We start from the raw sequence: 26,771 nt of genomic DNA, 5'->3' as shown, positions 1-26,771 counted from the left end.
TGCTGCCCGGTAGGGGTGTGGCCGCCGCCCCGGCGAGCGGCCCTCGACGAAGAACAAAGAGATCGAGGAGTCACGCCATGACCGAAGCTTCCCGGGCGATGCTCAGCCGTCGCCGCTTCCTCACCCTCACCGGCGCCCTGACCGCCGGCAGCCTGGCGCTGGGCGCCACCGGCCTGTGGCCGCGCTGGGCACTGGCCGAGCCCGAGCTGGCCAACCGCCTGTTGCGCCTGGGGCGCGACATCTATCCCCACGAGGCGATCGAGGATCGCTACTACCTGGAGCCGCTCACCCCGCTGCTCGAAGAGCAACGCGACATGATCGCCGCCGGCCTCGACGACCTAGATAGTCGCGCCCGGGACGCCCATGGCCACGACTACGCCGGGATCGAGGATCCCGCCGAGCGCGAGGCGCTGCTGCGCGAGATCCAGGCCGGCGACTTCTTCCAGACCGTACGCAACACCCTGGTGGTGGGCCTCTACAACAACTCGGAGCTGTGGGAGCCGCACTTCGGTTACCAGGGCTCCTCCTGGGAGCAGGGCGGCTATATCAACCGTGGCTTCAACGACCTGGTGATCGACTGGCTGTGATGGGCCCCTGAGTCCAGCACCCCCGACCAATAACAACCGACAACGAGTGAACGAGAGGAGACACGCCATGAGTACCCGATTCACCCATGACGATGATGGGGTGGTGGTGATCATCGGCTCCGGGGCCGGCGGCGGCACCCTGGCCCACGCCCTGGCCCGCAAGGGTATCAAGAGCGTGGTGCTGGAGGCCGGCAAGCGCCACGCCCTGGATGACATCGAGAACGACGAGTGGGCCATGTTCGAGAAGCTCTCCTGGCTCGACGAGCGCATCACCGCCGGCCCCCGTCAACTGACCGAGACCTTCCCCAACCTGCCGGCCTGGATCGTCAAGGGGGTGGGCGGCAGCACCATCCACTGGGCCGGGGTGTCGCTGCGTTTCCAGCCCCACGAGTTCCGCCTGCACAGCGAGGTTGGCGACATCGCCGGCGCCAACCTGCTGGATTGGCCGATCTCCTATGAGGAACTCGAGCCCTACTACGTGAAGGCCGAGCGCCACATGGGGGTGACCGGCGAGTCCACCGGCATGCCGCTGCACGACTGGAACAACAACTTCAAGGTGCTGGCCGAGGGCGCCAGGCGAGTCGGCTACGAAAAGCTGCGCGCCGGTCCCATGGCCATCAACACCCGGTCCTATGACGATCGGCCCCCCTGCCTGCACGCCGGCTTCTGCATGCAGGGCTGCCGGTTCGGCGCCAAGTGGTCGACCATGTACACCGACATTCCCCGCGCCGAGGCCACCGGGCACTGCGAGGTGCGACCCCATGCCATGGCGCTCACGATCGAGCACGACGCCGATGGGCGGGTCACGGCGGTGGTCTATGCCGACGGCGACGGCAACCTGCAGCGCCAGCGGGCCCGCGCGGTCTGCGTGGCGGGCAACTCCATCGAGTCGCCGCGGCTGCTGCTCAACTCTCATTCGTCGCTGTTCCCCGAGGGGCTCGCCAACTCCTCCGGCCAGGTGGGGCGCAACTACATGACCCACGCCACCGCCTGCGTGTTCGCCGAGATGCCGAAACCGGTGAACATGCACCGCGGCACCACCTTCGCCGGGATCATTTCCGACGAGGCGCGCCTCGATCGTTCGCGCGGCTTCGTCGGCGGCTACACCCTGGAGGTGATGTCGCTGGGCATTCCCTTCTTCGCCAAGTTCATGGACCCGGCCAACGGCGGCTGGGGGCGCGACTATGCCGGCATCCTCGAGAAGTACGACCACCTCTCCGGGGTGTGGATCTGCGGCGAGGACCTGCCGGTAGAGCGCAACGGCATCACCCTGCATGACTCCCGCAAGGACCGGTACGGCCTGCCGGTGCCGATCGTCTACAAGGGCGACCATCCCAACGACGAGCGCCTGCGCCGCCACGGCCAGCAGCAAGCCGCCAAGTGCTACGAGGCGGTGGGCGCGGTGCGCGTCTTCGACGTGCCGGACTTTCCCACCAGCCACAACGTGGGCACCAACCGCATGAGCGCCCGGCCCGCCGACGGGGTGGTGAACCAGTGGGGCCAGACCCACGACATCGACAACCTCTTCGTCTCCGACGGTAGCCAGTTCACCACCAGCGGCGCCGAGAACCCGACCCTGACCATCGTCGCCCTGGCCCTGCGCCAGGCCGATCACATCGCCGAGCGCATGTCGCGCGGCGAGCTCTGAGAGGAGGACCCCTATGCAACCGACAGCCGACCAACGTCGCTGGATGTACCGGAACATGGTGCTCAGCCGCTACCTCGAGGAGCGTATCGAGGCGCTCTACATGGAGGGCAAGACCCCGGTGTTCAACATGGCCAAGGGGCCGATCCCCGGCGAGATGCACCTTTCCAACGGCCAGGAGCCCTGTGCGGTGGGGGTCTGTGCCCACCTGACCCCGGAGGACATCGTCACCGCCACCCACCGGCCCCACCACATCGCCGTGGCCAAGGGGGTCGACCTCGACGCCATGGTGGCCGAGATCTTCGGCAAGGCCACGGGCCTCGCCGGCGGTCGCGGCGGCCACATGCACCTGTTCGACGAGGCCGTGAACTTCTCCTGCTCGGGGATCATCGGCGAGGGCCTGGGACCGGCGGTGGGCGCGGCGCTGTCGAGGAAGATGCAAGGAAAACCTGGAGTCGCCGTGGCCTTTATGGGGGAGGGGGCTGCCAACCAGGGGGCCTTCCACGAGGCACTGAACCTGGCGGCGGTGTGGCAACTGCCGGTGGTCTTCGTGATCGAGGACAACGCCTGGGGCATCTCGGTGGCCAAGCAGGCTTCCACCGCGGTGCCGCGCAACGACAAGCGCGCCAGCGCCTACGGCATGCCGGGTCACCACGTGGCCGACAACGACGTGGAGGGCGTCTTCGCCGCCGCCGGCACTGCCATCGCCCGGGCCCGGGAGGGGGCGGGACCGAGCCTGATCGAGATCGAGACCGTGCGGCTCGCCGGCCACTTCATGGGCGACGGCGAGGACTACCGGCCCAAGGGCGAGAAGGAGGGGCTCACGGATCCGATCCCTCGCTATCGCCGGGCGCTGCTCGACGCGGGCGTGTTCGACGAGGCCGGCGACGCCGACTTGGTCGCCGAGGCCAACGAGCGGGTCGAGACGGCCATCCGTTTCGCCCAGCAGAGCGAGTTCCTGCCGCCCGAGGCGGCGCTGGAAACCGTCTTCATCTAACGCCAGGAGAACTGTGATGACGACTACTACCAAGAGCGCCAGCCGCAAGCTGACCATCGCTCGGGCCATGGCCGAGGCCACCGCCCAGGAGATGCGTGCCGACCCCCGGGTCTTCGTGATGGGCGAAGACATCGGCCCCCTGGGCGGGGTCTTCGGCAACACCCGGGGTCTGTATGACGAGTTCGGTGCGGAACGCGTCCGGGATACGCCCATTTCCGAAACCGCCTTTATCGGTGCCGCCGTGGGGGCCGCCTCGGATGGCATGCGGCCCATCGTCGAGCTGATGTTCGTCGACTTCTTCGGCGTCTGCATGGACGCCATCTACAACCTGATGGCCAAGAACACCTACTTTTCCGGCGGCAAGGTCAAGGTGCCCATGGTGCTGATGACCTCCACCGGCGGCGGCTACTCCGATGCCGGCCAGCACTCCCAGTGCCTCTACGCCACCTTCGCCCACCTGCCGGGCATGAAGGTGGTGGTGCCGAGCAATGCCCATGACGCCAAGGGGCTGATGACTGCAGCGATCCGCGATGACAACCCGGTGGTGTTCATGTACCACAAGTCGCTGCAGGGCATGGGCTGGCTGGGCACCGAGAAGGGGGCCACCGTGGCGGTGCCCGAGGAGAGCTACACGGTCGAGATCGGCAAGGCCGCGGTGGCGCGCGAGGGCAACGACGTGTCGCTGGTCAGCCTCGGCGCCGGCGTGCACCACTGCCTGCGCGCCGCCAGGGCGCTGGAGGAGGAGGGATTCTCCGCCGAGGTGGTCGACCTGCGCAGCCTGGTGCCGCTGGATCGCGACACCGTACGCGCCTCTGTGGCCAGGACCGGCCGGCTGATCGTGGTCGACGAGGACTACCACAGCTACGGGGTCAGCGGCGAGATCATCGCCAGCGTGGCCGAGCACGCCGCCACCCGGCTCAAGGCCGCGCCCAAGCGGGTGGCCTATCCGGACATCCCGATACCCTTCGCGCCGACCATGGAGCAGTGGGCCCTGCCCAGTGCCGACAAGATCGTCGCCGCCTTCCATCAGATGCTGAACGAGAGTTGAGGAGAGACCCATATGACGACCGAGATTACCGTACCCGAGGACCTCTGGGAGGGCGACACCGAAGGCGTGATCACCGCCTGGCTGGTGGACGATGGCGCCGAGGTTGCCCAGGGCGACCTGGTCGCCGAGGTAATGGTGGAAAAGGCCCAGTACGAGATCGAGGCGCCGGTTTCGGGGAAGTTGAGCATCACCCGGGGCGAGGACGATGTCGTGACCAAGGGGACTACCATCGCCCACCTCGAGGCTTGAGGAGACAAACCATGAAACTGGAAACCCATGACACTGCCCCGTCCGCCCCCGAGGGGGCAGGTCCCGACGCCTCAGGGGCGCCGCCTCCGAGAGTAGTGCCGCTGCGCGGGATGCGCGGCATGATCGCCTCGAAGATGCTGCAGAGCCTGCAGTCCTCGGCCCAGCTCACCCACCATGCCAGCGCGCGACTCGATGCCCTCCAGGCGCTGCGGGAGCGCTGCAAGGCGCACGGCCGGACCGCACCCTCGGTGCAGGATCTGCTGCTGCGCCTGGTGGTGCAGACCCTGGCCGACTTCCCTGCATTGAACGCCACTCTGGAGGAGAACCGCATCACCGAGCATGGTGCGGTGCACCTGGGACTGGCGATACCGCTGCCCGGCGACCTGCTGGTGGCCCCGGCGCTGTTCGATGCCCAGGCATTGCCCCTGGGCCGGCTGCCCGAGGCGCGCCGTGCCCTGGTGGCCAAGGCCCAGGCCGGCAAGCTGAGTGTCGGCGAGCTGACCGGCGCGACCTTCACGGTTTCCAACCTGGGCCGCTCGCGGGTGCACCACTTCACGCCGATCCTCAACGTTCCCCAGGTGGCGATCCTGGGGATCGGTGGTGTCGAGGCCCGCGCCGTGCCAGTATCGGGCGATTGGCGGGCTATCGATGTCATCGGCCTGTCGCTGACCTTCGATCACCGCGCGGTCAACGGTGCCCCGGCGGCGGCGTTCCTCGATGCCCTGTGTGAACGTATCGAGACCCTGGCGCCCGAAGCGTTCGATGGCGAGCTGGCTCCGCCCAATGAATCAACGCATAGAGGAGCTGGCCATGACGGCCCTGTCACCCCTGGAGGAGTTTGACCTGCAGCGGCCTACGGTCGAAGGGGGCCTTGCGCTCGACGAGGCGCTGCTGGAGTCGATCTGCCAGGGCGAAAGACGGTTCGGGCTTATTGCCTGGTCGTCCACCGATCACGCGTTGGTGATGCCGCGGCGCCATGAGCGCCTCGAAGGCTTTCCCATGGCACGCCGGGCCCTGCTGGACCGGGGCTGGCCGATCCTGTTCCGGTCGACCGGGGGGACCCCGGTACCCCAGTCCCCGGCGGTGGTCAATGTGGCCCTGGCGCTGCGCTGCCGGGTCGGCAGCTCCGCGGCGCACCTGGAGTGGGGCTATCGTCGGCTCGGCGACCCCTGGTGCGACTGGCTCGCCTCGCTCGGCGTGCAGGATGCCGATCTCGGCTCGGCCCCCGGGGCCTACTGCGACGGCCGCTTCAACGTGCGCATCGCCGGGCGCAAGCTGGTGGGCACCGCCCAGCGCTGGCGCCGGGTGCGCGGCTGCAAGGACATGGCGATGCTGGCCCACGGCGCCATGCAGGTGGGGGAGACCCCCGAGGCGCTGGTCGAGGTGGTCAACACCTTCCAGGCCGCCATCGGCGACCCGCAGCGCTTCCATGCCGCCAGCCATGTCGCGCTTGCCCAGGCGCTGCCCGGCCTCGACCTCGATTCGGCGCTGCCGGGGCTGCTGGAGCGGCTGGCGGAAGCATCATGATAGATCCTCCCTGCGTCGACCATGGACGCCGAGGCGTCAGGCGAATACCGCTTCACACGCTCAGAGTGCTGTCCTGGGGGCGCGTGTAGCGCCATCCATTGTGGGCGAGCCGCCGATCGATCACTCTACGGCGGCTTCCAGTACTAGACTGGTCCAAGGCGATCATCATTGCGACGGGTCATTCGGCCCCCGGGTAGCCTGCCGGCATCGCTTCCCTTGTGGGTGCCACACGCGGAGACATGACAATGACTCAGACAACGCAGCAAACCAGTGAATACGTGGAGTTCTGGAACGACACCCTGGCCGAGAAGTTCGATCGCTTTCAGGAAATCCTGATGAATGGCCTGAGCTACCATAGCCAGGTCCCGCTCGGGAGACTCGAGGTGGCGCCGGGCGCGCGGATCCTCGACGTGGGTTGCGGCTGGGGCGATACCGCCATCGCGCTGGCGCGCAAGACCGGCCCCGAGGGCCAGGTGCTGGGCATGGACTGCGTCGAGCAGTTCCTGGAAGACGCCCGCCGGCGCGCCGACGAGGCCGGCCTGGCCAACGTTCGCTTCGTGGCCGCCGACGTCGAGCGCTACCCCTTCGAGCCGGAGTACGACCTGTGCTTCTCGCGGTTCGGCATGATGTTCTTCGAGCACCCGGTCGTCGCCATGCGCAACATCCACAAGGCGCTGCGCCCCGGTGGCGAGCTGATGTTCATCGTCTGGCGCGACATCGAGGACAACCCCTGGCTGGGCCTACCCAAGCAGGTGGTGCTGGATTTCCTGCCGCCGCCCGGAGAGGATGCCCGCACCTGCGGCCCCGGGCCGTTCTCCATGGCCAACCCGGACGTGGTCACCCAGCAGCTCGAGATCGCCGGTTTCGAGGAGATCCACTTCGAGCGCAACGACGGCCCGGTCGAGGTCGGCGATTCGGTGGAAAACGCCATGCGCTTCCAGCTTGCCCTGGGGCCGGCGGGGGAGGTGTTCCGCGAGGCCGGCGAGGAAGCCGAGCGCCAGCGTCCGCAGATCGAGGAGGCGCTGCGCAGCACCCTGGCACCCTATGCGCAGGCGGGAAAGATCGTCATGGGCTCGAGCTCCTGGACCATCACGGCGCGCAAGCCGGCCGGCTGATGCCTCCCCCGGTCCGGCGTGGCTTGCCTCCGAGCCACGCCGGGCCGACGATCGGCGTCAGGCGGTGGGCACCGCCCTCGTGCTACTATCCACAAACGTTCGGCACATCAAGGAATTAGGCGTATTGCTCTGCCCTGGCGTCAGCGCTTACGGAGACGATTGACTCAGCCATTAAACGCGGATGGTGCTCACCACCTCCTTCCTCACGCCAGCTTATGTTGCGCCGCACAAATATCTCTGCTATTGATGCACTGCATCAGAGATGCAGAAGGCAGCGGCAGACCGCCAGGGCCTTCGCCATCCTTAGCCCCCGAGGAGGTCAACCTTGCAAAACGTCGACACCAAGCAGTTCACCGATCAGCTCGAATCCATGTTCTTCGGCCCAGCCCGCGCCTACGCGGCCCTCTCCGTGGACTATACCGAGAAGCTAGTCAATACCCAGCTCGAGGTCGGCAAGGCCTACACCGACGCCAGCCTGGCGCTGCTGCGCAGCCTGGTGAACGTCAAGGACGCGGAAGGCCTGCGCGCCTATACCCAAGGCCAGCAGCAGGTCGCCAAGTACCTGACCGAGTGCCTGAAGGGCGATGCCGAGAAGGTCGTGGCTCTGCAACAGGACTTCGTCCAGCAAATCCAGAGGCTGACAGACAGCAACGCCAAGCAGGTGACCGAGGCAGCCGAGAGCAGCGTCAAGCAGGTCACCGAGGCTGCCGAGAGCAGCGTCAAGCAGGTCACCGAGGCTGCCGGGAGCAACGCCAAACAGGCTGCCGAGGCTGCCGGAAGCAACGCCAAACAGGCTGCCGAGACTGCCGAGAGCAACGCCAAGCAGGCTGCCGAGACTGCCGAGAGCAACGCCAAGCAGTCTGCCGAGACTACCGAGAGCAAGGTCGAGCAGGCTGCCGAGACTGCCGGGAGCAACGCCAAGCAGGCTACCAAGACTGCCGAGAGCAAGGTCAAGCAGGCTGCCGAGACTGCCGAGAGCAACGCCAAGCAGGCTGCCGAGACTGCCGAGAGCAACGCCAAGCAGGCTGCCGAGACTGCCGAGAGCAACGCCAAGCAGGCTGCCGAGACTGCCGAGAGCAAGGTCGAGCAGGCTGCCGAGACTGCCGGGAGCAACGCCAAGCAGGCTACCAAGACTGCCGAGAGCAAGGTCAAGCAGGCTGCCGAGACTGCCGAGAGCAAGGTCAAGCAGGCTGCCGAGACTGCCGAGAGCAACGCCAAGCAGGCTACCAAGACTACCGAGAGCAACGCCAAGCAGGCTACCGAGACTGCCGAGAGCAACGCCAAGCAGGCTACCAAGACTACCGAGAGCAACGTCAAGCAGGCGAAGCCAACTACCAGAAAGACCGGAAAGTAAGCCTTCTGGCCGGCCTTACGCCAAGCCGACCCTCTCGCCGACGGGCCGCCGATCAACGATCGGTGGCCCGTCGCGTTGTGCACCGGTTAGAGTCCGACTACCCCCTTGGTATCCACCAGGAGCGCCTACTTGACCAGCAACAGCTACTTGCGCCACACAGCGATACTCTCTTCCTGGTGGAGCCGACGAAGCACTTGTCGTTGTTGCGCGCCTCGACTTCCACTCAGCCTAGCTGTCCAGCAGTGAGTACAGATGTGCCGATCACCGGAACTCGGCTCGCCGTCGATCACAGCATGGTAGACCTGCTTTTGTAGGTTCTTCGTCGTATCAGGTGGATTTGGCTTGATCCAGCATGCGCCCCACCGGGCTGCCTATCAGGTAGATCATGGCGATGAAATTCCCCTCGTTCCGGTAGCCGTAGAGGTTTTTGATGACATGAAACGGGTGCTTGACCACCCAGTCCAACTAATTCATGATGGTTCAATTCAGACAATGACGATTCTGGAAAGTCCTTTTCACGAAAGGATAAAGCGATACATTCGAGTCCATCAGTAACCTGGATACTTCTCCCACACTCGGTCGTTGTCCGTCCCACCGTACTCACCGACATCCCAGCGCTGGAAGTTCGCCAGATCTTTGGCCAATTCTGTAATCACATCACGCAACTCAAGAAACTCCAGCCATTCATCGGGAATGGCCTTCACGCCGTAGAGCACGCCCAGGAGGTTGCCGGTGATAGCGCCGGTGGAATCCGAGTCGCCATCATGATTGACGGCCAGCATCACGCCGTGGCGAAAATCCTTGGCCACCAGCGCACAATAGATCGAGATTGCCAGCGCTTCCTCGGCCACCCAGCCCTGACCCAGCTGCGCGATGGCCGCATGGTGCGGGGTAGCGGTGGCCGCCAGCCGTTCGGCCAGCTCGATGGCCCGGCGGGTGTCGTCCGTATCATTGCGCGCCTCGAGGAAATCCTTGGCGACCTCCAGGGCCTGTCGGATTGTTTGCCCTTCGGCCAGCAGGTTGATCATCAGCGCCAGGACACCCGCCGGGTGCTGGCCGGTGGGATGCCCATGGGTGATCGCGGCGGCATCACAACCGAGTTCGAAGACTTCCTGGCGGTGGCCGGCCCGATGGCCGAACAGCCCGATGGGAGCCACGCGCATCACCCCGCCACAGCCCTTGCTGTCGTTCTTGGCCATGTCGCCCAGCCCCGTCACGAACCGCAGCGCACTCAGGCAGGTATTGCCGGGCGCACGGCGATCATGCAGCGCCCGCTGCTGGAACAACCAGCCGGGGGATTGTTCGATGCTATCTGCCATGAGCCGTCGCATCTCCGGGGCAGGCTTTTCGCCCTGGGTGAGCAGCCAGCGCATATAGGCATGGCAGATGATGCTGGGATAGTGCGTGATACCCCGGATGGTACCCCGAACCCAGCTACGCAGCAGGCCTTCGGCGGTGAACAGGGTCATCTGGGTGTCGTCGGTGATCCGACCCAGACCGCCATAAGACGGGGCATACTTGCCGACCCCTTCCGGACCGAACCGATCGAGGATCTGCCGGCGGGAGAGGAATTCCACGGGCGCCCCCAACGCATCGCCCACGGCGCCGCCCAGCAGGCAGCCGGTAAAACGGTCCTCAATGGAGAGGGGGTCATTCATGATGCGACTCCTTGTCGTCCCGCCTACACTGTCTAGCGGGAAGCGATTCATTCGACCCACACGAATTTATCGGCAACCAACTCGGTTTCGCCGTCCCAGCGGTAGGCACACAGCTTGCCGTTACCGCCACCCTGGATGTGGCCGGCAGCAATGCTGTAATCCAGGCAGGCGATGTGGGGGGTCAATGGCTCGGGTGTGCCAGTGAGCCAGTAATGGCCGACGAATAGCGGCTTGTCGGCCTCGTAGCCGGGCAACACATCGTCGGGTATGGGATCATGAGGTATCGCTTCGATGGCCTCGGCCGGCACCATCGCCAAGTCGCGGTAGGTGAACCTCTCCAGCTCCCACCAGCGGGCGCGGACATGACGTCGCACATTGCCGTCCTTGTCAGCGAACTCCGCCCCGCTGGGTAAGGGTATCTCCAACCCCTTGAGCACGGTTTCCAGAGCATCGAAGGCAGCTGTGTCCTCGCGAGCCAGGGCCGGCCAGGCATTCGCCCGGATGCACTGCCGATCGTCCAGGTAGCCGGACAGGACAGCCAGTGACGGTCGGTGCCAGCAGGCATGAATGACGCGTAGGCCTTCGAGGTCGAGATAGAGCGGCAGGGTCTTGAACCAGGCAATATGTGACTGGTGCAGCTCGCTGCCCTCCCCCACCTGCTCTAGATAGGCCTGGTGCTGACGATGATTCCGGTCGCTGTGGGCCCGTAGATAGCGGCCTGGATGATCAGGGTCCTCGGTGGCCCAGACCACGGCGTTGAACTCGTGGTTGCCCATGACGGCTTGGGCATGGCCGGCTTCGACCATGGACCGAGCCATGCGGACGGTCTCCACCTGCTCGGGTCCGCGATCGACGAAGTCACCGAGAAAGATCACCTCACGCTCAGGATGAGACCAAATACCACGCTTCTCCTTGTAGCCGAGCTTTTCCAACAGATGCTTGAGGGGCGTAGCGTAGCCGTGGATGTCGCCGATGAGATCGTACATATAGACTTCTTGGACGTGGAATGAAGTTTCTATCATAACATGCTCCAGCGAAAACACACCGCCCAAACCGCAGCAACCCTCATGCACTACTCATATGGATTCATCGCTTTAATGCGGATGGAAGAAACGCCCCTGACTCGGAGTAGCTACTAATATGCGTCCACGTTGCCAAAGCTTGTTGATGCGCCGGTATTTAAATGTTATTTATTATCGATAGCCCTCCAAAAGCACGACGTCACTCGACCATTCTGTAACCATTACGCATTTGTATCTATAGTTTCTCCAGGCGCCAAAGCCATTCTGGAGTTTAGCCCTTCCGCTCACTTGTATTCGTTTATAAGGGCTTTCATTATATTGGGCTCCTTGCTTATTTGCTCTCTCTACTGAAGTGTTTGCCACCTCAGCTTGCTACTTTGCTGAAGCTTGTACGTTTTACCATGGCACCTTGCAGTATATTCCGAATAATCTTGAGGCTCCTCTGGCTCGGCACAACCAGCCAAGACAAATGCGCTCAACAGGACTAAAGTTACCGACTTATAAAATCACCTTGTTTTCATATGATACCTGCTATTATAATTTTTCTACTGTGCCAAGCTACATCACATCGCAATCTCCTGAACCGAGCCCACGCATGGAAAATGCGATGGCCTTTTAAAAAGCCGTCGGATGGATGGAAAACTCGCCGCTACTTCCGTAACTGATGCGAAACACAGCAGGAGTGGTTCGGTGCACGAGCGCCACAGTTTCCACCAGTCCACCAATACAGATACCCGCTGACTTAGCCTCAAGCTCACGGATCCCTCCACTGACTTTCCTTGCGACCACGCTACCGACAGGCGATGTCACGACTGACTCCGCTATTTTGGCCATCTGCGAATAACAAACGCTGCCGCATAGGAGCGGCATCGCTACATTCGGATACATACCATTACATTGGAGCCTAGACAAGAATTCTGAGCTTTGCATAGTCGAATTAGGGATAACAAGGCAGGAAAAGGGAAGTGCTCTTCGAGGATCGCGAGCTGGCCGCCGACTGGGCACGGCGCTCGCTGAAGGCCGCCTGGTGGGCCAAGGCCTGAACCTAACCATTTAGAGGGTTGCCGAGCGGGCGGCACCGGGCGGTGCCGCCGCGCGCCGCCGACTAGTGGCGCGGATCCCAGAGCCGGCTGCCGGTGTCGGCCTCATAGCCCATGCCATGGGGTGAACTGACCAGTTCCAGTTGCATGCCCCAGGGGGCCATGAAGTAGACCCAGGTCAGCCCCTCCATGGGGCCTTCGGTGAAGGTCTTGGGCTCACCGAGCACCTCCACGTCATGCTGCTCGAGATAGGCCACCGCGTTGTCCATGTCATCCACGTAGAAGGCGATATGGTGTCCGCCGATGTCGCTGTTGCGAGGCTGCTCGGTGCGCTGGTCGGGGGCGGTATACTCGAAGATCTCCAGGTTGGTGCCATTGCCACAGCGCACCAGGTGGGCGGCGGGAATGGTGGCCTCGGGGTGGACGTCGAGGTTCACGCCCATCCAGTCGTCATCGAAGGGCCCGAAGGGGCCGATGGTGAAGAAGGCCTCGCAGCCGATCACCTCGACGAAGAAATCCACCGCCGCCTGGCGGTCGGGCACGGTGAAGCCGAAGTGCTGGGTTCCACGCATTCCCGGAAGATCCGCCTGGGCGGCCTGGCTGGCCAGCAACACGGCCAGGAAAAGGGGCGCCGAGAGGGTGGCGCGCTTGAGGGTATCGAACATGGCATATCTCCATCGTTGTGCATTGTTGTCGGCGACGGTTGTCGGTGACGGTTGTCGGTGACGGTTGTCGGTGACGGTGGCCACCGGAACGAAGGAGCAATGCCCATGCCAGCCGCGGGGTATATGGAAAGCCTCGCTAAGCCCATGTTTTTCATGGGCTGGTTGGGCCAGGGGGAAGGTGACAGGTGTCAAGGGCGATACAGCGATGTAACGGTTGTCACGTTACAGAGGAGAGATACGGTGCCGCTCAGAACGAACCCACCAGGGTGCCCACGGCGATCAGCAGCACCAGCGAGACAAGGGGCACCACGACGGCGACCATCGCGATATCGAGATAGGCCTGGCGGTGCGTCAACCCGCAGATGGAGAGCAGCGTGATCACCGCGCCGTTATGCGGTAGCGCATCCAGTCCGCCGGTGGCCACCGCCGTGACCCGGTGCATCAACTCGGGCGCGATGCCGGCTGCCTGGCCCATGGCCAGGTAGGCGTCACCCAGTGTCGCCAGGGCGATGCTCATGCCGCCCGAGGCCGACCCGGTCATGCCCGCCAGCAGGTTGACCGCAATGGCGAGCGAGATCAGCGGGTTGTCTCCCCCCGCCGAGGTTACCCAGGCGCTGATCGTGTCGAAGGCCGCGAGCGACGCAATCACCGAACCGAAGCCGACCAGGCTGGCGGTGTTGAAGATCGGCAGCAGCGAGGCATTGGCGCCGCTGTCGAGGGTGGTGGTGAGGGTCTTCAGGCGTTGCCGGTTGGTGAGGATGATGACCCCGATGGCGATCACCAGGGCGGCGATCACCGACCAGACCCCGCGCACCGCCTCGAGGCTGGTCGCGCCATACAGCGGATCGGCCAGGTACCCCGTCTCCATGGCCGGGATCACCACCGCGGTGAACAGCAGGTTCAGCGCGATCACCAGTATGATCGGCAGCAGTGCCAGTGGCAGGGTGGGCAGCGAGCCGAGGGGCTGCCGAGGGGCGACCTCGGCCAGGTCGAATCCTTCGCCCGCCGCGTGTTCGCGCAGGTTGCCGACCACCTGCGAGTCGTCCCGATGTGCGCCGTAGCCTTCCCCTGCCCGTCGGGCCTGACGGGCCCGGTAGCTCAGCCAGGCCTGTCCCGACACCAGCATGACGAGCCCGGCGAGGATGCCGAGCCCCGGAGCGGCAAAGGGGGAAGTGCCGAAATAGGGCATGGGAATGGCGTTCTGGATGGCTGGCGTGCCCGGCAGCGCCGTCATGGTGAAGGTGAAGGCCCCCAGGGCGATGGTGCCGGGGATCAGCCGCTTGGGCAGGCTGGCCTGGCGAAACAGGGCCGCGGCGATCGGGTAGACCGCGAAGGCCACCACGAACAGCGAGACGCCGCCATAGGTCATCACCGCGCAGGAGAGCACCACCGCCAGGATGGCGCGCGTGTCGCCCAGGCGCTCGACGATGGCGCTCGCCAGTACCTCGGCACTGCCCGAATCCTCCATCAGCTTGCCGAACACCGCCCCCAGCAGGAACAGCGGAAAGTAACGGACGATGAAATCACCCGCGGCGCCCATGAAGACCTCGGTATAGCTGGCCAGCAGGGGGGTGTCGACCGAGACCAGTGCCACCAGCGCGGCCAGTGTCGGCGCCAGGATCAACAGGCTGAGGCCGCGATAGGCGAGATACATCAACAGCAGCAACGCCACGGCAATCGCCAGGATACCGATCATCCGCGCTCTTCTCCGCCATGCTTGGTGGGGGCCGCGTCGTCTGCCGTCGAGACCGGGCGAAACGTGTCCGCGAAGACCGCATTCAGGTCGAAGGTCGAGCGCTCGCCAAGAGTGTCGAAGTGCTCATCCAGCCACCGGTCGGCCCAGGCGCGGCCCTGGGCATGCAGGCGGGAGAGGAAGTCCCACTCGGCATTCATCTTGCTGGAGGCGCTCAGCGCTTCGGCCTCGTGCTCGGCATGGATCAGGTGCAGGCGCATCGAGCGGTAACTCTCGAGCTCCAGCCCCTCCGCCTCGATCAACTGGTGCAACAACTGAATGCTGCGTAGTTCCTTGATCAGGCTCGAGTTGAAGGTGATCTCGTTGATCCGGTTGATGATCTCCCGGGAACTGTCGGGCAGCTTGCGACGCACGAGGGGATTGACCTGGACCACCACCAGGTCACGGCAGCCCTGATCGTCGACCAGCGGATAGAGCGCCGGGTTGCCGCTGTAGCCGCCGTCCCAGTAGGCCTCGCCATCGATTTCCACCGCCGGAAACATGAAGGGTAGGCAGGCCGACGCCATCACGGTATCGACCGTCAGTTCGGGTTGGCGAAATATCTTCGCCCGTCCGGTGCGCACATTGGTGGCGGTGACGAACAGCTTGACCTTGCGGCAGGCGTTGACCCGTTCGAAATCGACCAGCTTGAGCACCAGATCGCGCAGCGGGTTGATGGCGAGGGGATTGAGCTTGGCGGGGGCGATCAGCTGCGTGAGGCTCTCGAAGAACAGATAGCTCGGCGAATGGTCGAGGCTGTCGTTACCCATCAGCCGGTCCCAGGGGCTGCGCTGAACGGGCGAAAGGCGTGCCGCATCGCTGACCGCCTTCCAGAAGGTATGCAGTGCCGCACGGGCGCCATCGCGACCGCCCTCGTGTAGCCCATCGGCCAGCACCACGGCGTTCATGGCGCCCGCGCTGGTGCCGCTGATCCCGTCGATTTCCAGCCGATCCTCTTCCAGCAGGCGATCCAGCACGCCCCAGGTCAAGGCCCCGTGCGAGCCACCGCCCTGCAACGCCAGGTCGATGCGCTTCCTGTCGCCCTTCGCCATGCCTTCCCCCGCTCACACATGAATGCTGCAACGCAGTGTAGGCCTCCTGCCGGCATCTGTCTGCACCATGCCGCCGGGTCGCCTAGTGTGCCGCGTCGCCGAGGGGCCGGTAGAAGAGGAAGTCGCCGACCTCGACCGTCTTGATGTATTCCTCGGCCCAGTGGGGGGCCACCGTCCGTTGGTGGAAATAGAGGGCCCCCTCGGTGCGGTCCGGCAGCTGCTGGTTGAGGGCTCGCCGAGCGATCTCCTTGGCGATCTCGTAGCGGTCATCCTCCACGACCTCATCCGGGCGGCCATCGCACCACCACGAGAACTGGCAGGCGCCCTGCTCGGAGCCTTGCTTGACGACGTCACAGACCGTATCGGGGAAGCCCTCGTGACCCAGCCGGTTCATGACGACATTGGCGACGGCCTCCATGTCGGCGATCCCTCCGCCCTTGGCCTCCCAGTAGATGCTGCGGGCGAGGCAGGTGATCGCATCGTCCAGCGGGGCTTCGCCGGCGGGGTCGACCGCCTGTGCCTCGGGCCGCGTGATGGTCTCGGCGGGAGAGGCGGGCGCCTGACTGCCCTCGGGCGCGGCGTTCTGTTCGAGTTCCTCCGCCTTGCTCCTGGCGGCTTCCGCCTGCGCCGACGGATCGGCCGCGACGGCCTGGCCCATGAACAGGAGGAGCGCGACGCAGGTCGCTATCCATAGTCGGCGCATCGGCTGCACCTCTCGGATGAAGCCTGTCTGACCCACGCCCGCACGAGTTGTCGGCGGGCCGTTCCCGCCGAGCACGAGCCCCGGTCGAGCCGCCTGGCGGCATCGGCCGGAGTTGACGCTGGACGGCATCGCCTTCAGGGAAGCGATATCGTTTCAGTATAGTGTTGTGTGCCCGCTATCGGTTCGACTGCCCGCGGGGAGCCGTCCAGCGGTGCGGCACCATGTCGGCCAGGCGCACGGGCTGGCGGCGCCGGCCCCACTGGCCGGGCGGGCCGGCGAAGACGCCGGCGCAGGCGGTACCGCAGTAGCGGCAGTGGCCGTCGTCGGTCAGGTTCCAGCTCGAGAGGGCGTACCAGTCGCGCTCGATCAGCAATTCCCCGCAGCCGTGGCAGTAGGTGCTGCTGCCGAGTGGGTCGTGGACGTTGCCGGTGAAGGCGTAGCGCACCCCGTTGGCCCGGGCGATCTCCCGCGCCCGGCTCAGGGTGGCCGGCGGGGTGGGTGGGGTGTCGCGCATCTTCCAGTCGGGGTGGAAGGCGGTGAAGTGCAGCGGCACGTCCGGGCCGAGATGATCCACCACCCAGCGGCTCAGTGCCTCGATCTCCCGGGACGAGTCGTTGTGATCGGGGATCAGCAGGGTGGTGATCTCGAACCAGACGTCGGTCTCGTGGCGCAGGTAGAGCAGGGTGTCGAGCACCGGGCTCAGGCTGCCGCCGCAGATCTTGCGGTAGAAATCCTCGGTGAAGGCCTTGAGGTCGACGTTGGCGGCGTCCATGTGGGCGAAGAACTCGCGGCGCGGGGCGTCGCAGACATAGCCCGCGGTGACCGCCACCGAGTGCACCCCGCGTTCGCGGCAGGCATCGGCCACGTCCATGGCGTACTCCAGGAAGATCACCGGGTCGTTGTAGGTGTAGGCGACGCTCCGGGCGCCGAGGCCCGCGGCGGCCTCGGCCAGGCTTGCGGGGCTGGCGGCGTCGGCCAGGGTGTCCATCTCTCGGGACTTGCTCATGTCCCAGTTCTGGCAGAACTTGCACGCCAGGTTGCAGCCGGCGGTGCCGAAGGAGAGCACGGCGGTGCCGGGCAGGAAGTGATTGAGCGGCTTCTTCTCGATGGGGTCGAGGCAGAAGCCGCTGGAGCGCCCGTAGCTGGTGAGCACTACCCTGTCGCCCTGGCGGGCGCGCACGAAGCAGAGCCCGCGCTGGCCCTCGCGCAGCTTGCAGGCGCGCGGGCAGACGTCGCACTGCACACGGCCGTCGTCCAGCCGATGCCAGTGGTGGGTGGGATGCACGCTGCCGTCGAGCTCGCGGATCATGGGCAAGGACTCCTCGACTCCTTGAGACTGCCCGGCCCCGGTGTCGTTCCGGTGGCCCGCGGCGCAGGGGGCGGGAGAAGGCGCGCCGGCCGGGCAGGCCGGCGCCTCAGTCGGAGAGCGTGGCGTCCAGATGCGGTTCGACCGATCCCGAATGGTGACCATGGGCCAGCCAGTCGGCCAGGTGGGCGCCGAGTTCCCGGGCGTCGTCGTCGACCCCGTGGATGAAGCTCGACTTGCGCCGGCGCATGAACGGCAAGCCCAGGGCGTAGAGCCCCGGGGCGTCGACCACGCCGCCGTGGTGCCTGAGCTGCCCCTTGCGGTCGAGCACCGGCACCTGCAGCCATGAATAGTCGGGCCGGAAGCCGGTGGCCCAGACGACGGTGCGGATCTCGCCGCTGGCGAGGTCGAGGCCGAGGCGTGGCGAGTCCGGCACCCGGGTCGGCGCCAGGCGCTCCGGCGGCCCCGCCCCGCGATCCAGGCCGCTGTCCCTTGCCCAGCCGTCGATGGCTTCGAGCAGCCGCCCCAGCTTGAGGTCCGCCGCCGCGCAACGGGCCGACAGCGAGCCGGAGAACTGCAGCTTGCCATCGCGCAGGCCGGCCAGGCGCCCGACCAGCTCGACGCCGCGGTCGGTCAGCGCATTCAGGTCCAGGGTCGCCTGGTCCACGCTGCCCGCGAGCTGCGGCGAGGGCACGCGCCGGGCGCGGTCGATGTCGTCCACCTCGTCGAAGCGCTGGTCAAGGATGCCGGCCGCCTCCATCCACCACTGGATGTCCCGGCCCCGGTAGCGCCGGGGCATGCGCACATGCTCGCCCACGGCCAGCGTCACCGGTCGTCCGGAACGGTGGATCTCGTCGGCGAGCTGCAGGCCGGTGGCGGAGGCGCCGACGACCAGCACGCCGCCATCCGGCAACTGGCCCGGGTTGCGGTAGTCCCGAGCCGTCACGCTGGCGATGGCCGGCGGCAACTCGGCGGCCAGGGCGGGGAGTTGGGGCAGGTTGAAGGCGCCGCTGGCGATCACCACCGCCCGGCAGCGCCAGTCGCCCCGGTCGGTGATCACCCGGTAGCCGTCGTCTGCCGGCCGCACCGACAGCACCGTGGTGCCGGTCTGCACCGGGGCCGACAGCCGCCTCGCGTAGGCACGCAGGAAGGCGACGACCTCCGGCATCGTCATGAAGCCGTCGGGGTCGGGCCCCGCATAGCGGAGCCCGGGCAGCCGACATTGCCAGTTGGGGGTCAGCAGGCGCAGCGAATCCCATCGCTCGTGCCGCCATGAATGGGCCACCTCGCCGCGCTCCAGGAGCACGTGGTCGATGCCGCGCCGACCGAGGTGGTGGCTCATGGCGAGCCCGGCCTGTCCCGCGCCGATGACCACGACGGTCACGGCGCGGGCGGGACCGCGTTGCCGATGGCGAAGGCCGTCGATCATTTCACGCGTACCGAGACGTTGGTGGGGTTGGTGAGGGCGTCGTAGACCGCCGAACGCTTCTGGGACTGGGCAACCAGCGCCTCGATTTCCTCCCGGGAGGCGTCGGCGTCGATCTCGAAGCTGACCCTCACGTCGTCGAAACCGTTGCGCACGTCGCTGTCCATGCCCAGGATCCCCTGGATGTCCATGCTGCCTTCCAGGGTGGCAGTCACCGAGCGCAGCTGGATCTGGCGGTTCTGGGCGACGGCGGCGATGCCCGCGGTCAGGCAGCCGGCGAGGCCTACCAGCACGTACTCCACCGGGGTCGGGCCATGGTCCTCCGAGGCGAACACCTCGGGGTGGTCGGCATCGAAGGTGAAGCAGGTCTTGTGCCGCTGCTCTTCGCCGAGGCCGTGGTAGCCCTCGATGGTGGCCCGGCTGTGGGTACCGTTGACCCAGCCGCATCTGGCGCGCCAGGTGAAACGGGCGGCCTCGGGGGCCTGTGCCAGGGCTTCGCGGGCGCCGAGCAGGGCAGTGACGTTGACGCCGTTGTCGATAGGGCGGGTGGCGGTCTGCATGGGGGTCTCTCCTCTGGATGTTGTCGTTGTCTGACCGGTGAGTGATCGGTCAGACACGAGATTGCGCCGGGGCCGTGGGACCCAGCGTGGGAGAGGGCGTGGTTTTTCAGGGGGCGGGCGTGGAAGTGCTGCCGTCCGCGGGGGAAACGAGCTGGAAGGCCCAGACGCGATCCATCGGCATGCCGGCCTGATGCTGGGCCAGGCGCACCGACTCGGCGTCGGGGGCACGGTAGAGGCAGATCATCCGCTTGCCGCTGAGTGAGAAGAAGGTGCGCACGAAGCGCACGCGGTGGTTCTGCAGGCAGGCCGAGCCGGCGTCCTCGAGCGCCTGGATCGCCTCGACGGTGACCGGTTCATCGAAGGAGCGCTCCACCAGCACGTTGGCGCCGGCCAGGTCCGCGGGGGGCGGGCCCGGGGCATCGTGCACCGTGCCGGCCCACAGCCCGGTGACGTCCGCCCCCGCCTGGCGCAGCCCGATCCGCGCCGCTTCCGCATCCGGGGCGTGGAAGTGGCAGAGCAGCCGGTGGCCGTCCTTCGCCAGCAGGCTGCCCTGCCAGGCGATCCGGTGCAGGTCGAAGCACGCCTGTGCCCCCAGCGTCAGTGTCATCACGAGCTCTGCCCCGAGCGGTTCCTCGAAGTATCGCTCGACCAGGACGTCGATCACGTTTCCCCCTCCGCTTCCCTGTCGGCCAGCAGCTCGGCGACCCGGTGGCGGGCCCAGCGGGCGACCGGGGCCCGCTCGAGCTTCGCCATCGCGGCCGCATGACGCCGCCGGGCGACCGTGTCGCCGGCGGCACGGTGGGCCTCGGCGAGCACATAGTGGGCCAGCAGCTGCTCGGTGGCCCGCTCCAGGGTCTGTGCATGCGCCAGCGCCTCCCCGGCGCGTGGTAGGGCAGCGGTCGGCCGGCCTCGCTCAATGTCCAGCAGGGCCGCATGGGTCAGCAGGTACGAGAGCCGGTGCTTGGCGTCGGCGTGGCGCAACGCCGGAAGCGACTCCTCGAGCGGTGATGGGTCGTCATCGATGGCATAGCGACATAGCGCCTCCGCGGCACGGGCGAACGGGGCCTCGCTGCCGTCGCGAAGCCGCTCGCCGATCTCCATGAGGGTGGCGCAGCGTGACCGTGCCGCGGCGAAGCGGGAGCACTCGACATCGATCATCATCAGGTATTCGTTGGCCTGGAACTCGCCCAGGCGGTCCCCGGTGGCCTTGCACAGGGTGCGCGCGTCCTTGAAGTGCTCATCGGCCTCGGCGAGCCGGTTGTCGTGCCATGCCAGCAGGCCGAGGGCCATCGGGATGGCGGGGTGGCTGATCCGTCGCTGTGCGGCCAGCGCCCGGGCCTGGGCCAGCATGGCGGCCGCCTGGTCCAGGTCGCGCTCCAGCATGGCCAGGCACTTCGCCGTCTCCGCCATGGCCACGACCTGGTCGTGGTCGTCGGCGCTACGGGTCACCCGTTCGGCCTGCAGCGCCTCCTCGCGGGCATCCGCCCACTGGCCGTGGGCCCAGCGAACCTGGCTGGCCAACTGGTAGCCGAGACGGGCGTGGGCGAGGGCGCCATGCTCCAGCGCCTGCTCGGCGAGGGCCACCAGCTCATGGGCGGTGGTCTCCCAGTCTTCCAGCGGGGCGGCGCTGAGCATGATGTCGCGCAGTTCCAGCATGAGGCAGACACGCTGGGTGTCGGAGAGCTGCCCGGCCAGGGCCTCGCCCTTGTGGGCGAACCGCAACGCTTCATCGTTGGCGAAGAAACGCAGGCAGAGTCGCCCGGCGGTGATCATGGCCTGGGCCGCCAGCCCCGGATCGCCACTCAACTGGGCGTGATGGGCGAGCACAGCGGCATGATCGAGGTCGCAGGCCGTATCCTCGGTCAACCATTCGGCGATGCGCCGGTGCATCACCTGGCGCCGCGCCGGTGAAATGCCCTCGTAGAGGCGGTGTGCCATCCGGGCGTGGGAAAAGCACAGCCCGCGCTCGGTGGCTTCGAGGAGCTGCAGGCGCTCGGCCGCCTCCAGGGATTCACCGATCCGGTTGGCGTCCAGTCCAGTGAATCGGCTCAGTGATGCCGCATCGATGCAGGGCGACAGCACCGCCGCCCAGTGCAGCGTTTCCAGGGCGTCTGCATCGAGTCTCGCCAGCGCCTGGTGCATCCGCGCGTCGAGCGCTGCCCCGTCGGTGCCGGCCGGTGGGACATCGGTGGATCGGGCCGGGGGTGGCGCCTCGGCTGCCGGAGGGCCGAGCGGCTCCCGCCTGGCTCGCACCAGCGCCCCTGAGGGGGTAATGCCCGCCTCCTTGATCAACCGCATGCCCAGCTGGAAGTGCTGCTCGGCCTCGCGGGGGCGGCGAAGGGTCAGCAGCAGGCGGATCAGGCGGGCACGGGCGTCTTCGTCGAAGGGCGACAGCCGGACCAGGGCATGGGCGTGGGGCAGGGCCCGCTCGGGAGCATCCCCCAGACGCTCGACCAGCGCCGACAGCAGCGCTGTCTGGGCGCGCATGGCACGCTCTCGTTCGGCCAGACACCAGCTGTGGAAATCGTGGAAGTTCGCCAGGTCCAGGCCTTCAAGGAAGGGGCCGCGATAGCGCATGGCGGTCACTTCGAGGGTCTCGGTGTCGGCGCTTGCCACCCCCCGATCGGTCAACCGGTACAGAAGGGCTATATCGATATCGATGTCCGAGGTGTCGAGGCCGACCGTCAACCGATCGGCGATGAGGCGCGTGCGGCCAGGGGTATCCACCAGCCGGCGAAGCTTCGACAGGCTCCAGCGCAGTGAGCCGCGGGGATCGTCCGGCAGTTCCCACAGCAGGTCGCAGAGGTGCTCGCGACTGAATGAGCGGGCATGCAGGGCGAGGTAGGCGAGCAGGGCACGGGTCTTCTTCGATGGGGGGAGTGGCAATGGCTGGCCGTCTCGAAGCACTTCGAGATCACCGAGCAAGTTGAGGGTCAGCGCGCTCATATCGCTAGCCCCGGGTAGGATATCCTTTCCAGTATAGCGCGGTCGCCCATGCCGCCCTCGGCCCGATATCGCTCGGATGAGCCCACTGCCGCTGTGGTGCACCGTCATGCCCGGAGCGGCGACTTCCACGCCGGCCGCTGGAAAAACCACGCTGGCTACCACGATCACTTCCTCGGGCCCGCCCGATACTCCTGGCAGTGGCAGACACCACCGGTTCCCCGAGGAGGCTTGGCATGGCCCGTTACGACAGCATCCTGGAGACCATCGGCCGCACGCCGCTGGTCAGGCTCGACACCTTCGCTCCCCCGGGGGTGAACCTCTACGCCAAGGTCGAGGCGTTCAACCCCATGGGCTCCGTGAAGGACCGCATGGCGCTCGCGATCATCGAGCAGGCCGAGCGCAGCGGCGAGCTGCGCCCCGGCCAGACGGTGATCGAGGCCACCAGCGGCAATACCGGGATCGGACTCGCCATGGTGTGTGCCCGCAAGGGCTATCCGCTGGTGGTGACCATGGCCGAGAGCTTCAGCGTGGAACGGCGCAAGCTGCTGCGCTACCTGGGCGCCCGGGTGGTGCTGACACCGGCCTCGGAGAAGGGCACCGGCATGCTCGCCAAGGCCATCGAACTGGCCGAGACGCATGGCTACTTCCTGTGTCGCCAGTTCGAGAACGAGGCCAACGCCGAGGTGCACTCCCGGACCACGGCCCGGGAGATCCTCGACGACTTCCGGGGCGAGGTGCTGGACTGCTGGGTCTCCGGCTTCGGCACCGGCGGTACCCTCAAGGGGGTGGCCCGCGCCCTGAAGCAGGCAGCCCCGGCGACCCGTGTCGTCGTCGCCGAGCCCGATAATGCCCGGCTGCTGGGCAGCGGCCTGGTTCAGCCGCGTCACGCCGGTGGTGTCCCCGCCAGCCACCCGAGCTTTCGCCCCCACCTGATGCAGGGGTGGAGCCCGGACTTCATCTCCCGGCTCACCGAAGAGGCGCTGGCGGCCGGGCTCGTCGATGAGCTGGTGCCGGTGGCGGGTAGCGAGGCCCTGCGGCTCGCCCGCGAGCTCGCCCGCCAGGAGGGCATCTTCGTCGGCATCTCCAGCGGCGCCACCCTGGCCGCCGCCCTGGACGTGGCCCGGCGCTCGCCCGCGGGCAGCAATATCGTCTGCATGCTGCCGGACACCGGCGAGCGCTACCTCTCCACCCCGCTGTTCGAGGGCATCGGCGAGGAGATGAACGACGAGGAGCTGGCCCTGTCGCGTTCCACGCCGGGCTATCGCTTCGACACCGTGCCCGCCGCGGCCCGGCAGCCACAAGCGGAGCGGGGCGAGCGGGTGGAACTGGATGCGGAGGCCGTACGATTCGTCGACGGGATCGTGGCGGCGGAGCCGGTGGTGATGTTCGCCCTGGAGTGGTGCGAGTTCTGCTGGTCGGTACGCAAGCTCTTCGCGCGGCTGGGCATCGAGTATCGCAGTGTCGACCTCGATTCGGTGACCTACCAGGCGGACGACCTGGGAGGCAGGATCCGCGCCGTACTGGCCGAACGCACCGGGGCCAGGACCATTCCCCAAGTCTTCATCGGCGGCGAGCATGTCGGCGGCTGTAGCGAGCTGTTCGACGCCTGGCGTGACGGCTGGCTGCGCGCTCGTCTCGAGGCGTGCAGCATCGACTACCGCGGCGACGTCGACCTCGATCCCTACGACCTGCTGCCCGGGTGGCTGCACCCCCGCACAGCGACGGCGTGACGGACCCCGTAACCTGCCCATCCATCGAGGAGACCCTGCCATGTCCTTCATCCAGACCGTGGCACCCGAGCAGGCCTCGGGCGAGGTGCTGGCGATGTACCAGCGCCAGCAGGCCCACTTCGGCTACCTGCCCAACTATGCCAGGGCGTTCAGTCACCGCCCCGATGTGATGGCGAGCTGGGCGACGCTGCTGGCGACCATTCGCCGCCATGTCGATCCCCGGCGGTTCGAGTTGGTGACCCTGGCCGCCGCCCAGGCGCTGGGCAACTCCTACTGTGCACTGGCCCATGGCAGGGCGCTGGAGGGGCTGCTCGGTACCGACGATACCCGGGCCATCGTCGCCGGCGATGAACGGAGCACGCTGACCGAGGCGGAACGCGCCATGATGGATTTCGCGCGCCTGGTGGCCCGGGATGCGAGCAGCGTGTGCCAGGGCGATGTCAACCAGTTGCTGGCGCTGGGCTTCGCCGACGAGGAGATCTTCGACATCGTCACCGTGGCCGCGGCGCGGGCCTTCTTCACCAAGGTGCTGGATGGCCTCGGCACCGAGGCGGACGCCGCCTTCCGGGAGATGGCGCCCGAGTTGCGCGAGGAGCTCACCGTGGGGCGGGCCATCGCGGCGGCCGAGTCCGACAGGCGGCTTACGGAACAGCCATGAGGCCACCAGGCTCACCACCCGGGGCATGATCAGATAGACCACCAGGGGCACGATGGTGGCGGCGACCAGGCCGTGGCGGATGCCCCAAGTGACGAGGGCCCGGCAAGTGCCGGGCCCCACACCGTTTAGCCCTTCTGGACGGTGTAGCTCTGCATCAGGTTGGCGTAGGCGGGCAGGTGGCCGGCCAGCAGGCCGCCGAAGCCCTCGATGTCGTTGCGCCAGTCGCGGTGCAGCTCGCAACCGACCCCGAACCAGGTCATCAGCTGGGCGCCGGCCTGGGACATGCGATCCCAGGCGGCGTCACGGGTGGTCTGGTTGAAGGTGCCGGAGGCGTCGGTGACCACGAACACCTCATAGCCCTCTTCCAGGGCCGAGAGCACCGGGAAGGCCACGCACACCTCGGTGACCACGCCGGCGATCAGCAGCTGCTTCTTGCCGGTGGCCTTGAGGGCCGCCACGAGCTCCTCGTTGTCCCAGGCGTTGATCTGCCCGGGGCGGGCGAAGTAGGGGGCGTCGGGGAGGGCTTCCTTGAGTTCCGGCACCATGGGCCCGTTGGGGCCATCCTCGAAGCTGGTGGTGAGGATGGTGGGGATCTCGAAGAACCTGGCGATATCGGCCAGGGCCAGCACGTTGTTCTTGAAGTCGTCGGGGCTGAAGTCGCGCACCAGCGAGAGCAGGCCGGCCTGGTGGTCGACCATCAGCAGGGCGACATCGTCCTTGTTCAGGCGGTTATAGGCATAGGACATCTCATTTCTCCTTTGCTACCTCGGATGGAGCGCCCGGCGGGGATGCCGGGTGCGATCGGCCGCGGCGATGCCGCTAGCCATTCAGGTTGCCGAACTTGCCTTGCTGGAAGTCGGCAAGGGCCTGGTGGATCTCCTCCGCGCTGTTCATGACGAAGGGGCCATGGCCCACCACCGGCTCGTCGAGGGGCTCGCCGCCGAGCAGCAGCAGCCTGGCATCGTTGTTGGCCTCCAGGCGCAGCGCATCGCCCCGACGCTCGAAGGCCACCACCGCCTCGTCGCGTACCACGGCGTCGTCGTTGACCTGCACGGTGCCCTCGAGTACCACCAGCAGGCTGGTATGCCCCTCGGGCACCGCCAGCGAGACCTCGCCGCCTGCCTGCAGGCGCAGGTCCCAGACGTCGATCGGCGTGAAGGTGCGGGCTGGCCCTCGATGGCCCCGATACTCGCCGGCGATCACGCGCAGCTCGCCGGCCCGTCCCGGCAGCGAGACTCGTGGGATCTCGGCGTCGAGCAGGGTCTGGTAGGCCGCGGGCGCCGACTTGTGTTCGGCCGGCAGGTTGACCCACAGCTGCACCATCTCCAGGGAGCCTCCACGCTCGGTGAAGGCGGGGGAGTGGAACTCCTCGTGGACGATGCCCGCCCCGGCGGTCATCCACTGGACGTCGCCCTCGCCGATGCGCCCGCCGCCGCCGCTGGAGTCGCGATGCTCGAGCTCGCCGCGGTAGACCAGGGTCACGGTCTCGAAGCCGCGGTGGGGGTGAGCGCCTACGCCGCGGGGCCGCTGTGCCGGTGCAAAGTCGTGGGGGCCGGCGTGGTCGAGCAGCAGGAAGGGGCTGAGGTGGTCGGCGCCCAGGCGGTCATAGGAGAACAGCGAACGGACCGGAAAGCCGTCGCCGACCCAGTGGCCGCGGGGGGCACCATAGATGCCGAGGATCTTCTTCATGGTGTGGCTCCTGTTCGGATGACAGGCCGTTGGCCCGATGCAGGAAGACTAGGAGGGGAACG

General features: G+C 66.8%; 25 protein-coding genes. 11 read left to right on the top strand and 14 right to left on the bottom strand.

The window, feature by feature from the left end; translation table 11 throughout:
* The first annotated feature begins 77 nt into the window (after positions 1-77).
* The 9 genes from MKP05_RS16945 (at position 78) to MKP05_RS21895 (ending at position 8,522) form a co-directional block, all read left to right on the top strand.
* Positions 78-587 (top strand): gluconate 2-dehydrogenase subunit 3 family protein, encoded by a 510-nt coding sequence (locus MKP05_RS16945; protein WP_240569383.1) that lies wholly within the window; start codon positions 78-80, stop codon positions 585-587.
* Between the two features lie 67 nt (positions 588-654).
* On the top strand, positions 655-2,235 hold the full coding sequence (locus tag MKP05_RS16940) for a GMC family oxidoreductase (protein WP_240569382.1): 1,581 nt from the start codon (positions 655-657) through the stop codon (positions 2,233-2,235).
* Between the two features lie 13 nt (positions 2,236-2,248).
* The gene (locus tag MKP05_RS16935; protein ID WP_240569381.1) at positions 2,249-3,229 is read left to right on the top strand and encodes a thiamine pyrophosphate-dependent dehydrogenase E1 component subunit alpha; all 981 of its coding nucleotides are present in this window, start codon (positions 2,249-2,251) and stop codon (positions 3,227-3,229) included.
* A 16-nt stretch (positions 3,230-3,245) separates the two neighbouring features.
* Positions 3,246-4,277 (top strand): alpha-ketoacid dehydrogenase subunit beta, encoded by a 1,032-nt coding sequence (locus MKP05_RS16930; protein ID WP_240569380.1) that lies wholly within the window; start codon positions 3,246-3,248, stop codon positions 4,275-4,277.
* A gap of 12 nt (positions 4,278-4,289) precedes the next feature.
* Positions 4,290-4,526 (top strand): biotin/lipoyl-containing protein, encoded by a 237-nt coding sequence (locus MKP05_RS16925; RefSeq protein WP_240569379.1) that lies wholly within the window; start codon positions 4,290-4,292, stop codon positions 4,524-4,526.
* A gap of 11 nt (positions 4,527-4,537) precedes the next feature.
* Positions 4,538-5,368 carry a 2-oxo acid dehydrogenase subunit E2 gene (locus MKP05_RS16920; RefSeq protein ID WP_240569378.1) on the top strand — a complete coding sequence of 277 codons (831 nt, stop codon included), beginning with the start codon at positions 4,538-4,540 and terminating at the stop codon, positions 5,366-5,368.
* Positions 5,337-6,053, top strand: a complete 717-nt coding sequence (locus MKP05_RS16915) for a lipoyl protein ligase domain-containing protein (protein WP_240569377.1) — start codon at positions 5,337-5,339, stop codon at positions 6,051-6,053. The genes MKP05_RS16920 and MKP05_RS16915 overlap by 32 nt, the downstream gene beginning before the upstream one ends.
* Positions 6,054-6,298: 245 nt before the next feature.
* A complete protein-coding gene (locus MKP05_RS16910; RefSeq protein WP_240569376.1) occupies positions 6,299-7,168 on the top strand; it encodes a class I SAM-dependent methyltransferase in 870 nt (289 codons plus the stop codon).
* Positions 7,169-7,493: 325 nt separating this feature from the next.
* The gene (locus MKP05_RS21895) at positions 7,494-8,522 is read left to right on the top strand and encodes a hypothetical protein (protein WP_338072362.1); all 1,029 of its coding nucleotides are present in this window, start codon (positions 7,494-7,496) and stop codon (positions 8,520-8,522) included.
* A 327-nt stretch (positions 8,523-8,849) separates the two neighbouring features.
* On the opposite strand, the gene MKP05_RS16900 is transcribed toward MKP05_RS21895, so the two are convergent.
* The 12 genes from MKP05_RS16900 to MKP05_RS16845 form a co-directional block, all read right to left on the bottom strand.
* Positions 8,850-8,987, bottom strand: a complete 138-nt coding sequence (locus MKP05_RS16900) for a hypothetical protein (protein ID WP_240569375.1) — start codon at positions 8,985-8,987, stop codon at positions 8,850-8,852.
* Positions 8,988-9,070: 83 nt separating this feature from the next.
* Positions 9,071-10,231 (bottom strand): ADP-ribosylglycohydrolase family protein, encoded by a 1,161-nt coding sequence (locus tag MKP05_RS16895; protein WP_240569374.1) that lies wholly within the window; start codon positions 10,229-10,231, stop codon positions 9,071-9,073.
* On the bottom strand, positions 10,228-11,166 hold the full coding sequence (locus tag MKP05_RS16890) for a metallophosphoesterase (protein WP_240569373.1): 939 nt from the start codon (positions 11,164-11,166) through the stop codon (positions 10,228-10,230). The genes MKP05_RS16895 and MKP05_RS16890 overlap by 4 nt, the downstream gene beginning before the upstream one ends.
* A gap of 1,141 nt (positions 11,167-12,307) precedes the next feature.
* On the bottom strand, positions 12,308-12,907 hold the full coding sequence (locus tag MKP05_RS16885) for a VOC family protein (protein ID WP_240569372.1): 600 nt from the start codon (positions 12,905-12,907) through the stop codon (positions 12,308-12,310).
* A gap of 247 nt (positions 12,908-13,154) precedes the next feature.
* Positions 13,155-14,603, bottom strand: a complete 1,449-nt coding sequence (locus MKP05_RS16880) for a GntP family permease (RefSeq protein ID WP_110281640.1) — start codon at positions 14,601-14,603, stop codon at positions 13,155-13,157.
* On the bottom strand, positions 14,600-15,691 hold the full coding sequence (locus tag MKP05_RS16875; protein WP_240569371.1) for a patatin-like phospholipase family protein: 1,092 nt from the start codon (positions 15,689-15,691) through the stop codon (positions 14,600-14,602). Before MKP05_RS16875 ends, MKP05_RS16880 begins: the two co-directional genes overlap by 4 nt.
* A gap of 82 nt (positions 15,692-15,773) precedes the next feature.
* On the bottom strand, positions 15,774-16,394 hold the full coding sequence (locus MKP05_RS16870) for a cell wall hydrolase (RefSeq protein ID WP_240569370.1): 621 nt from the start codon (positions 16,392-16,394) through the stop codon (positions 15,774-15,776).
* Positions 16,395-16,569: 175 nt separating this feature from the next.
* Entirely contained in the window at positions 16,570-17,703 is a 1,134-nt protein-coding gene (gene amrS / locus MKP05_RS16865) for an AmmeMemoRadiSam system radical SAM enzyme (RefSeq protein ID WP_240569369.1), read from the bottom strand.
* A 106-nt stretch (positions 17,704-17,809) separates the two neighbouring features.
* On the bottom strand, positions 17,810-19,129 hold the full coding sequence (locus tag MKP05_RS16860; protein ID WP_240569368.1) for an NAD(P)-binding domain-containing protein: 1,320 nt from the start codon (positions 19,127-19,129) through the stop codon (positions 17,810-17,812).
* Positions 19,126-19,686, bottom strand: coding sequence for an OsmC family protein (locus tag MKP05_RS16855; RefSeq protein WP_240569367.1), 561 nt, complete (start codon positions 19,684-19,686; stop codon positions 19,126-19,128). The genes MKP05_RS16860 and MKP05_RS16855 overlap by 4 nt, the downstream gene beginning before the upstream one ends.
* A gap of 106 nt (positions 19,687-19,792) precedes the next feature.
* Positions 19,793-20,350 (bottom strand): DUF4242 domain-containing protein, encoded by a 558-nt coding sequence (locus MKP05_RS16850; RefSeq protein ID WP_240569366.1) that lies wholly within the window; start codon positions 20,348-20,350, stop codon positions 19,793-19,795.
* Positions 20,347-22,632, bottom strand: coding sequence for an ATP-binding protein (locus MKP05_RS16845; RefSeq protein ID WP_240569365.1), 2,286 nt, complete (start codon positions 22,630-22,632; stop codon positions 20,347-20,349). The genes MKP05_RS16850 and MKP05_RS16845 overlap by 4 nt, the downstream gene beginning before the upstream one ends.
* A gap of 233 nt (positions 22,633-22,865) precedes the next feature.
* Here MKP05_RS16845 and cysK point away from each other — a divergent pair, with 233 nt between their 5' ends.
* Positions 22,866-24,362, top strand: a complete 1,497-nt coding sequence (cysK, locus tag MKP05_RS16840; RefSeq protein WP_240569364.1) for a cysteine synthase A — start codon at positions 22,866-22,868, stop codon at positions 24,360-24,362.
* 40 nt (positions 24,363-24,402) lie between these two features.
* Complete coding sequence (locus MKP05_RS16835; RefSeq protein WP_240569363.1) at positions 24,403-25,020, top strand: carboxymuconolactone decarboxylase family protein; 618 nt, start codon at positions 24,403-24,405, stop codon at positions 25,018-25,020.
* 125 nt (positions 25,021-25,145) lie between these two features.
* On the opposite strand, the gene ycaC is transcribed toward MKP05_RS16835, so the two are convergent.
* Positions 25,146-25,766, bottom strand: a complete 621-nt coding sequence (gene ycaC / locus MKP05_RS16830; RefSeq protein ID WP_240569362.1) for an isochorismate family cysteine hydrolase YcaC — start codon at positions 25,764-25,766, stop codon at positions 25,146-25,148.
* Between the two features lie 73 nt (positions 25,767-25,839).
* Positions 25,840-26,709, bottom strand: coding sequence for a pirin family protein (locus MKP05_RS16825; RefSeq protein WP_240569361.1), 870 nt, complete (start codon positions 26,707-26,709; stop codon positions 25,840-25,842).
* Between the last annotated feature and the right edge of the window lie 62 nt (positions 26,710-26,771).

It is taken from the genome of Halomonas flagellata (assembly GCF_022487945.1).
Taxonomy (GTDB): domain Bacteria; phylum Pseudomonadota; class Gammaproteobacteria; order Pseudomonadales; family Halomonadaceae; genus Halomonas; species Halomonas flagellata.
The sequence above is the reverse complement of the archived record's forward strand: the minus strand, read 5'-3'. Positions and strand labels throughout refer to the sequence as shown.

Coding starts and splice junctions, on each gene's coding strand:
- MKP05_RS16945 (WP_240569383.1), top strand. CDS start 78: ATGACCGAAGCTTCCCGGGCGATGCTCAGCCGTCGCCGCTTCCTCACC.
- MKP05_RS16940 (WP_240569382.1), top strand. CDS start 655: ATGAGTACCCGATTCACCCATGACGATGATGGGGTGGTGGTGATCATC.
- MKP05_RS16935 (WP_240569381.1), top strand. CDS start 2,249: ATGCAACCGACAGCCGACCAACGTCGCTGGATGTACCGGAACATGGTG.
- MKP05_RS16930 (WP_240569380.1), top strand. CDS start 3,246: ATGACGACTACTACCAAGAGCGCCAGCCGCAAGCTGACCATCGCTCGG.
- MKP05_RS16925 (WP_240569379.1), top strand. CDS start 4,290: ATGACGACCGAGATTACCGTACCCGAGGACCTCTGGGAGGGCGACACC.
- MKP05_RS16920 (WP_240569378.1), top strand. CDS start 4,538: ATGAAACTGGAAACCCATGACACTGCCCCGTCCGCCCCCGAGGGGGCA.
- MKP05_RS16915 (WP_240569377.1), top strand. CDS start 5,337: ATGACGGCCCTGTCACCCCTGGAGGAGTTTGACCTGCAGCGGCCTACG.
- MKP05_RS16910 (WP_240569376.1), top strand. CDS start 6,299: ATGACTCAGACAACGCAGCAAACCAGTGAATACGTGGAGTTCTGGAAC.
- MKP05_RS16895 (WP_240569374.1), bottom strand. CDS start 10,231: ATGAATCGCTTCCCGCTAGACAGTGTAGGCGGGACGACAAGGAGTCGC.
- MKP05_RS16890 (WP_240569373.1), bottom strand. CDS start 11,166: ATGTACGATCTCATCGGCGACATCCACGGCTACGCTACGCCCCTCAAG.
- MKP05_RS16885 (WP_240569372.1), bottom strand. CDS start 12,907: ATGTTCGATACCCTCAAGCGCGCCACCCTCTCGGCGCCCCTTTTCCTG.
- MKP05_RS16880 (WP_110281640.1), bottom strand. CDS start 14,603: ATGATCGGTATCCTGGCGATTGCCGTGGCGTTGCTGCTGTTGATGTAT.
- MKP05_RS16875 (WP_240569371.1), bottom strand. CDS start 15,691: ATGGCGAAGGGCGACAGGAAGCGCATCGACCTGGCGTTGCAGGGCGGT.
- MKP05_RS16870 (WP_240569370.1), bottom strand. CDS start 16,394: ATGCGCCGACTATGGATAGCGACCTGCGTCGCGCTCCTCCTGTTCATG.
- amrS (WP_240569369.1), bottom strand. CDS start 17,703: ATGATCCGCGAGCTCGACGGCAGCGTGCATCCCACCCACCACTGGCAT.
- MKP05_RS16860 (WP_240569368.1), bottom strand. CDS start 19,129: ATGATCGACGGCCTTCGCCATCGGCAACGCGGTCCCGCCCGCGCCGTG.
- MKP05_RS16855 (WP_240569367.1), bottom strand. CDS start 19,686: ATGCAGACCGCCACCCGCCCTATCGACAACGGCGTCAACGTCACTGCC.
- MKP05_RS16845 (WP_240569365.1), bottom strand. CDS start 22,632: ATGAGCGCGCTGACCCTCAACTTGCTCGGTGATCTCGAAGTGCTTCGA.
- cysK (WP_240569364.1), top strand. CDS start 22,866: ATGGCCCGTTACGACAGCATCCTGGAGACCATCGGCCGCACGCCGCTG.
- MKP05_RS16835 (WP_240569363.1), top strand. CDS start 24,403: ATGTCCTTCATCCAGACCGTGGCACCCGAGCAGGCCTCGGGCGAGGTG.
- ycaC (WP_240569362.1), bottom strand. CDS start 25,766: ATGTCCTATGCCTATAACCGCCTGAACAAGGACGATGTCGCCCTGCTG.
- MKP05_RS16825 (WP_240569361.1), bottom strand. CDS start 26,709: ATGAAGAAGATCCTCGGCATCTATGGTGCCCCCCGCGGCCACTGGGTC.